The sequence below is a fragment of the Lacticaseibacillus pantheris DSM 15945 = JCM 12539 = NBRC 106106 genome, assembly GCF_001591865.1.
Taxonomy (GTDB): domain Bacteria; phylum Bacillota; class Bacilli; order Lactobacillales; family Lactobacillaceae; genus Lacticaseibacillus; species Lacticaseibacillus pantheris.
Window position 1 is genome coordinate 1 of the sequence record NZ_BCVS01000121.1, and the last position, 6737, is coordinate 6737.

Here is a 6737-nt window from a genome sequence, read left to right on the forward strand (position 1 = left end):
CTTGTTCGGTCTTGCTTATACGTCGGTTTCTGGCCTGCGGAGCTCGTTTAGAAACCAGAGAGCGCAGCAGGCCGTTTAGAAAGCAAAGTATAAGCATACCCGGGCGAGAATCCCGCACTTGGATTCTTGTTCGGGTATGTTTATACGTCGGTTTCTGGCCTGCGGAGCTCGTTTTAATAAGCACGAATAACGCGGGAACGCCGAATCATTCACAAAAATTTATTTTAAAGTGCGATTAGCCTTTATGTAATGGTACCTGCCCGTCGCGTTCTTGTGCATGCAGTATCATTTTCCACGACAAAGGTTGGAGGGGCTGGCATTCAAGTCGACCTTTTGCTTGCGTGACCACCAGCGCGTTCTCCCCCCAAAAACCCCACAATTATGATCCTTGTTGTTTAAGCCACAAAAGGAGTAAGATTGAGGTACAACATTTTTGGGGGTGCCGCAACATGAAAAACGCAAACGACCGGCGAGTAATCCGAACCCAGCACGCCATTAAGCAGGCCTTCGAAGAGATGGTGCTGGCCGACCACGACGGGCACGGAATCACCGTCTCGCAACTTGCCGCACACGCCGGCATTAACCGTAAAACTTTCTACCTGCACTACGACTCAATTGTGGACCTCGCTGACTCTTACGTTGACGACATCGCCCAGGACCTCATCGCCCGGCTTGGCGCCCACACCATGGAGGAATACCAAAACAACTGGGAACTCTTCATGCACGTCTTTGACGAGTTCTTTACCAGCAACCGTGAATTCTACACTTACGTGATGACGAGCGGTGAGTATAGTTTCCTCGCACGCCGCGTGCAGTTGGAATTAACGCAATTCCTTCAGGCCGAGTTAGTCAGCCAGGTGCACCAGGAAGATGGTGCCGCCACCATTATTGCCAACTTTATCGTGACCAACATGATGATGATGGTTCGCCTCCACGCGGCCGGAACCACCGGGATGGATGTCACCCAGATTCGCGACCAGTTAATGAAGCTGACGGTTGGCGGACTCGCTGGGATGGGGCTGGTCAAAGACGATTCTCCATCCACGTCGCTAGCAACCAATTAACTCATCAGCCATCAAATTGGATACTAAAGGGGCCTTGGCCCTCAGCACTAGTAACGGTGCTGAGGGCCAAGGCCCCTTTGATTTATCCGCGTTTAGTCCAACTCGTCATGGCCCGTCTGCAGTTCATACATATCGTAGTATCGGCCCTTCTGCGCCAATAGCTCATCGTGCGTGCCCCGCTCGACGATGCGGCCCGCATCCAATACCAGAATGAGGTTAGCATCCTTAATCGTCGAAAGCCGGTGCGCAATGGCAATGGTCGTCCGCCCCTGACGAAGCCGCCGTAAACCTTCCTGAATGAGGTTCTCAGTCTCCGTGTCGATGTTGGCCGTAGCCTCGTCCAGCACTAGGACTTTGGGATCAGTGACGACGGTGCGGGCAAAGGAGATCAGTTGCCGCTGTCCTGAGCTAAATTGGCTACCACCCTCGATGACCTTCGCCTGGTAGTCGCCGGGCAGCTGTTCAATGAACCGGTCCGCCTGGACGAATTTGGCTGCCGCCATAACCTGTTCATCAGTAATACTGTCATTGTACAGACGAATATTGCTACTAATATCGCCGTAGAACATGAACGAGTCCTGCAAGACCAGGCCAATTTTGCGACGCAGTTCCTCAGCGGGATAATCGCGAATATCCACGTCATCAATCAGCACCTGACCCTCGCCAAATTTATAAAACCGCATCATGACGTTGATAATCGAGCTTTTGCCACTCCCGGTATGCCCAACCAGCGCAACGGTTTCGCCCGGATTCGCGACAAAGCTAATGTCGTGGAGAATCTCGTGCTCACCGTCGTAGGCAAAGCTGACGTGGCGGAATTCAATTTTTCCCTGCTGCATGACTGCGTGCGCTCCAGGATTTTGTGCCGGCGCGTACTCCTCACTATCGAGGATCCGGAAAATACGGCTGCCAGCCACGACCCCGTCTTGCAAGAACGTCAGGTTGTCCATCATGTTGGTCATGGGGTTGAAGAAGTTTTGTACGTACGTGGTGAACGCGTAGACCATCCCCGCCGCCACGAAGCTGTGTAATGACGTGACCCCAAAGGCGGCCAGCACGACCACCAGAGCCAGACTGTACAGAAAGCTAATCATTGAGCCCAGAAAGATGCTGTTGGTGCGAATCATCATCCGCCGGGAGCGGAGGTAATCGTCGTTGATTTCCTCAAACTCGTCACTAATCCGATGCTCCTGACGAAATTGCTGGATAATCTGGATACCCTCGATGGATTCGTTCAGCTTGGTGTTCAGCTCTGACAGCCGTTCACGCATGTGCCGGTAAACTTTACTTGCAAAGTGGTTGTAGTACCAAACCACGAACATAAGGATGGGTAGAAACAGCAGCACCAACCCCGCGACTTTGGGCGCCATAATCAGCATCGTCACGAAGGACGTCACGATACTGGTCAGTCCCACCAAGATGGTAAGCCAAACGTTCGCAAAGTCGGCGAAGGTCATCGTGTCGTTCGTGACCCGCGAAACGATTGAGCCGGCCGGCGTTTGATCAAAATAGCGCATCCCCAATTTGTGCAACTTGGCAAACAATTGACGACGTGCATCCTCCAACCCGCGCTCACTGCCCATCTGGAAGAGGAACGACTGGAAAAATTGGGTAAACGCCTTGATAATTGTCCCCATCGCGTACAAGCTAGCAACACCCAAAATGACTGCGGTTGTCGCCGACAGGTTCCGCAAATAACGGTCCATGTATTCCTGCAGAATGAATGGTAACGCAATGTTCATGGCGGACATGCCAATGACTCCGACAATGGCCCAACCAAACTGGCGCTTATACGGCTTTGCGTACGTAAAAAGTCGCCGAATAATTTTGAGCTGTTCGCGCGCAGGAATGCTTTGTGCCCACGCAGATTGATACTGATTCTTATCAGCCATGACTGTCACCGCCTTCCACCCGACTTGCCAGCTGCTGCAGTGCCCACATTTCGGCGTACCACCCGTGGCCCGCCAAAAGTTGGTCATGAGTACCCCGCTCGATGATTCGACCACCATCCACAACGATTATTTGGTCCGCGTGCATCACGGAACTGAGTCGGTGTGCAGCTATAATGGTGGTTTTGTTGGCGCGATCGGTCTGCATGTGCTCCAGAATTTCTTCCTCGGTACGGGCATCAACCGCTGACAAGGCATCATCCAGTATTAGCAGCTCAGGGCCGCCAATAACCGCACGTGCGATGGCTAACCGTTGCTTTTGTCCACCAGACAGGCTCACCCCGTGCTCACCAACCACGGTATGGTAACCCTCAGGAAAACCTAAAATATCGTCGTGTACAGCACTAGTACGGGCCGCGGCCTCAACTGCCGCCGCATTTTCGTTGTACGCGCTAAAGCGAATATTATTTCCCACCGTGGTTGAAAATAGAAAGTTATCTTGTGGTACGTAACCGATGGCATCCAGCAGGGCATCCAGCGAATATTTACGAATGTCGTGACCACCAAACTCAATCACACCATCATAGTTGTCAAACTCGCGCATCAGCAGCTTAAAGATGGTACTTTTGCCCGCACCCACGCGGCCAACAATGCCCAAAGTTTGCCCTGCGTGGAGGGTAAAGTGTACGTCCACGAGTGCGGCGTGGTCATCACCAGGATACGTAAACTGGTTAATCGCGTAACGAATATCCCCGGTCGCCGGCGTCTTAATCGCTTCCGGTGCTTCAACCACGGCGCTTTTTTCGGCCAGTAGTTTTTCCACCCGGTCATAGCTGGCATTCCCACGTTCCAGGATGTTAAACAGCCGGCCAATCGCAAACATGGGCCACACTAGGGCGGCCACGTACGCCACAAAGGAAACCAGCTGACCAATTGTAATCTGATGTTGCATGACCAGATAGCCACCAAAAACAATGGTGATGAGGTACGTAATCCCCATAATCAAAGTAGTAGTCGGATCGAACAGCGAGTCAATCATGTTCACACGCCGGTTAATCTTAATGGTCCGGTCAACAATCTGGTCAAAATCGGCCGTATCCTCTTTTTCCTGCCCAAACGTTTTAATGACCTTAATACCAGTCACCGACTCCTGCGTCTTATCGTTCAGGCGTGAAAAGGCGGCCTGGGATTCAATAAAGGAATCGTGCAACCGCGTCCCCAATTTGCGGGCCATGACGGCTAAGAGTGGCATGGGTAAAATGGCCACCAACGTCAACCGCCAGTCGACCACCAGGACCATAGCAATGAGCGTAGTACCCCCAGTAAGGATGGAATCAAAGAGGGTCAGGATACCGCCGCCCGCCACGTTCTGAATGGCGTTGAGGTCGTTGGTAGCGTGCGCCATCAAGTCCCCCGTACGGTGCCGCTGATAGAACGTGGTATCCATCCGCATGAAGTGCCAGAAGAGTCGCGTCCGTAACGTGCGTTCCAAAGTTGCGGCACCACCCCAGATGTGGATACGCCAACCATACCGGAACAAAAACTGGAGAATTGCCGCAACCAGTAGTAGTCCAAGCCATAAAATGAGCTTACGGGCCGTCATGGCGTGATCATTCATTGCATCAACCATGCTCCCAATAACCTTTGGTGGTACCAAGTTCATCAATGAGGTCATGAACAGCGCCAGAATGCCCACGGCGTAATTGCGCCGCTGTTCGCGGAAAAACCACGCTAACCGCTTAAAGATACCCAACTGTATCAACCCCCTCCGTTTATTAAACGTCAATTATGCAAGTGTAAAACTGGTTAAAAATAAATTCAAGACTTAAAGCAAAATTAAATTGTCATGAGTGTTTGTTTAGGCGGAATAACGAGTATGGTAATCGCCAAAATAAGTGGGTACCGTCGGGAGAAGCTGGTACGGCATTATTCACGGCGGTAGTATACTGTGGTTAGTCACAACCACAAATCCAAGAGGAGGTAATTATGATGTTTGACCTACAAAGTGCCCTTAATCAGTCCGAATTCGTTTGCTTTTTAACGGGAGCCGGCGTGTCGACGGCGTCTGGTATTCCCGGCTTTCGTTCCGCAACCGGCGTCTACAGCGATCATCCCGAGTACTCGTTATCCGTAGATAATCTGCGGGCACACCCCGCCGCGTTCCACGATTTTATGGTCAACAACATGTATTACCCTGATGCTCGCCCGAACGTAATCCATCAACGCATGGCCACCATCGCTAATCGTAAAGGCACGGTGGTGACCCAAAATATCGACGGACTTGATCGCCAGGCGGGCACCAACCACCTCGTAGAATTTCACGGCAACGAATATGACCTGTACTGCGAGCAGTGTGGTCAACAATTCACTTTGCCCGAATACAAACAAAGCTACACCCACCAAAACGACGGCGGGAATATCCGTCCACGGATTGTGCTATATGGTGAACCCATCCCTACCACCACCGTACAGGCTGCGATAACGGCCGTCACCAGAGCTGATTTGCTCGTTGTAGTGGGGACCAGCTTGGTCGTGTACCCCTTTGCCGGCTTACTCAAGTATGCCTCACATACTGCTAGTATCGTTGCTGTCAACAAAACACCACTCCCGCTACCTGCGGGCGCACACATGGTGACGGGTGACGCCACGGCGGTATTCGCCCAGTTACATTAGTCTAGGCCAATATGTACGTTTCGGCAGCGTTAGCGGGTTGTACGGGCCATAAAGCGACGGATAAGCGTACCCGAGCAAGAATCCAAGTACGGAATTCTCGTCCGGGTACGCTTATCCGTCGCTTTCTAAACGGCTTGTTCCGCCCTCTAAAAAAACGCCCCGCCTCCCCTATTCGGGACTGGCGGAGCGTTTTGCGATCGTGATGATATCAGGCTACTTGTTGTTACGCTTCTGTGCCTGCTTCATCTGGCTCATCATCTGATTGAGCTTCTTAGCGGATGGCTTCTGCCCCATCTGCATCATCATCGTACGCATCATTTCTTCGTTAATTGGCGGGTTGTCCTGGAAGTACTTCTTCATGTACGCACGCGCACCGAAGAAACCACCAATTAAACCAATAATTGCACCAATTACGATCCCTAAGATCAACATACCAATCATGCCGGTAAATCCTCCCCAAAGTCGTTGAATACCTTAACTGTAACACAGTCAGGCCGCCACACGTCCAAAAAAAGGCGACCGGAACGGTCGCCTCGAAACAGCTTTAACGACGCTTTTCGCGAATACGAGCTGCCTTCCCACGCAGTGCACGCAGGTAGTAAAGCTTGGCGCGACGAACGGCACCGTGACGAACAACCTCAATCTTCTCAACACGTGGTGAGTGGACTGGGAAAGTACGTTCAACACCGACACCGTTGGAAATCTTACGTACAGTGTAAGTAGCGGAGATGCCAACGCCGTGGCGCTTAATTACGACACCTTCAAACAGTTGCACACGTTCGCGGTCGCCTTCGACGATGCGGGCGTGCACACGCAGAGTGTCACCAGGGCGGAAGTCAGGAACATCATCGCGCAACTGGGACTTGGTAATATCATTAATCAATTGATTCATAGATCTTTCTCCTTTGCCGACATTCAATAACCACCCTCTGTGACCAGCGGAATATCGTTGCTAGTGGTTTACCACAATTAGTAAGTTTACCATCCGGCCCCATACCTGTAAAGGGGTAGGCCTTGGCAAATTTACGGAATAGTTTGTCGAAGCTCGTCCCAATGTAGAGATCGGCAGCGTCGGTCGGACCGGTGAGCTACGGCTTTCGTGGGGCACTCC

6 protein-coding genes are annotated in these 6737 nt (G+C 51.9%); 2 read left to right on the plus strand and 4 right to left on the minus strand.

Annotated features, from left to right (window positions below; translation table 11 throughout):
* The first annotated feature begins 449 nt into the window (after positions 1-449).
* Positions 450-1064: a TetR/AcrR family transcriptional regulator gene (locus LPA02S_RS10150; protein ID WP_054649784.1), complete on the plus strand. Its 615-nt coding sequence runs from the start codon at positions 450-452 to the stop codon at positions 1062-1064.
* A 92-nt stretch (positions 1065-1156) separates the two neighbouring features.
* Here the strand turns inward: LPA02S_RS10150 and LPA02S_RS10155 are convergent, their stop codons facing one another.
* Positions 1157-2956, minus strand: coding sequence for an ABC transporter ATP-binding protein (locus LPA02S_RS10155; protein WP_056956415.1), 1800 nt, complete (start codon positions 2954-2956; stop codon positions 1157-1159).
* Positions 2949-4706, minus strand: coding sequence for an ABC transporter ATP-binding protein (locus LPA02S_RS10160; RefSeq protein WP_056956416.1), 1758 nt, complete (start codon positions 4704-4706; stop codon positions 2949-2951). Before LPA02S_RS10160 ends, LPA02S_RS10155 begins: the two co-directional genes overlap by 8 nt.
* A gap of 236 nt (positions 4707-4942) precedes the next feature.
* On the opposite strand from LPA02S_RS10160, the gene LPA02S_RS10165 reads away from it, so the two are divergent.
* Positions 4943-5626, plus strand: coding sequence for an NAD-dependent protein deacylase (locus LPA02S_RS10165; protein ID WP_054649782.1), 684 nt, complete (start codon positions 4943-4945; stop codon positions 5624-5626).
* Between the two features lie 213 nt (positions 5627-5839).
* On the opposite strand, the gene LPA02S_RS10170 is transcribed toward LPA02S_RS10165, so the two are convergent.
* Complete coding sequence (locus LPA02S_RS10170) at positions 5840-6067, minus strand: YneF family protein (protein ID WP_054649780.1); 228 nt, start codon at positions 6065-6067, stop codon at positions 5840-5842.
* Between the two features lie 103 nt (positions 6068-6170).
* Positions 6171-6518 carry a 50S ribosomal protein L19 gene (gene rplS / locus LPA02S_RS10175; RefSeq protein ID WP_054649778.1) on the minus strand — a complete coding sequence of 116 codons (348 nt, stop codon included), beginning with the start codon at positions 6516-6518 and terminating at the stop codon, positions 6171-6173.
* Between the last annotated feature and the right edge of the window lie 219 nt (positions 6519-6737).

Coding starts and splice junctions, on each gene's coding strand:
- LPA02S_RS10155 (WP_056956415.1), bottom strand. CDS start 2,956: ATGGCTGATAAGAATCAGTATCAATCTGCGTGGGCACAAAGCATTCCT.
- LPA02S_RS10150 (WP_054649784.1), top strand. CDS start 450: ATGAAAAACGCAAACGACCGGCGAGTAATCCGAACCCAGCACGCCATT.
- LPA02S_RS10170 (WP_054649780.1), bottom strand. CDS start 6,067: ATGATTGGTATGTTGATCTTAGGGATCGTAATTGGTGCAATTATTGGT.
- rplS (WP_054649778.1), bottom strand. CDS start 6,518: ATGAATCAATTGATTAATGATATTACCAAGTCCCAGTTGCGCGATGAT.
- LPA02S_RS10165 (WP_054649782.1), top strand. CDS start 4,943: ATGTTTGACCTACAAAGTGCCCTTAATCAGTCCGAATTCGTTTGCTTT.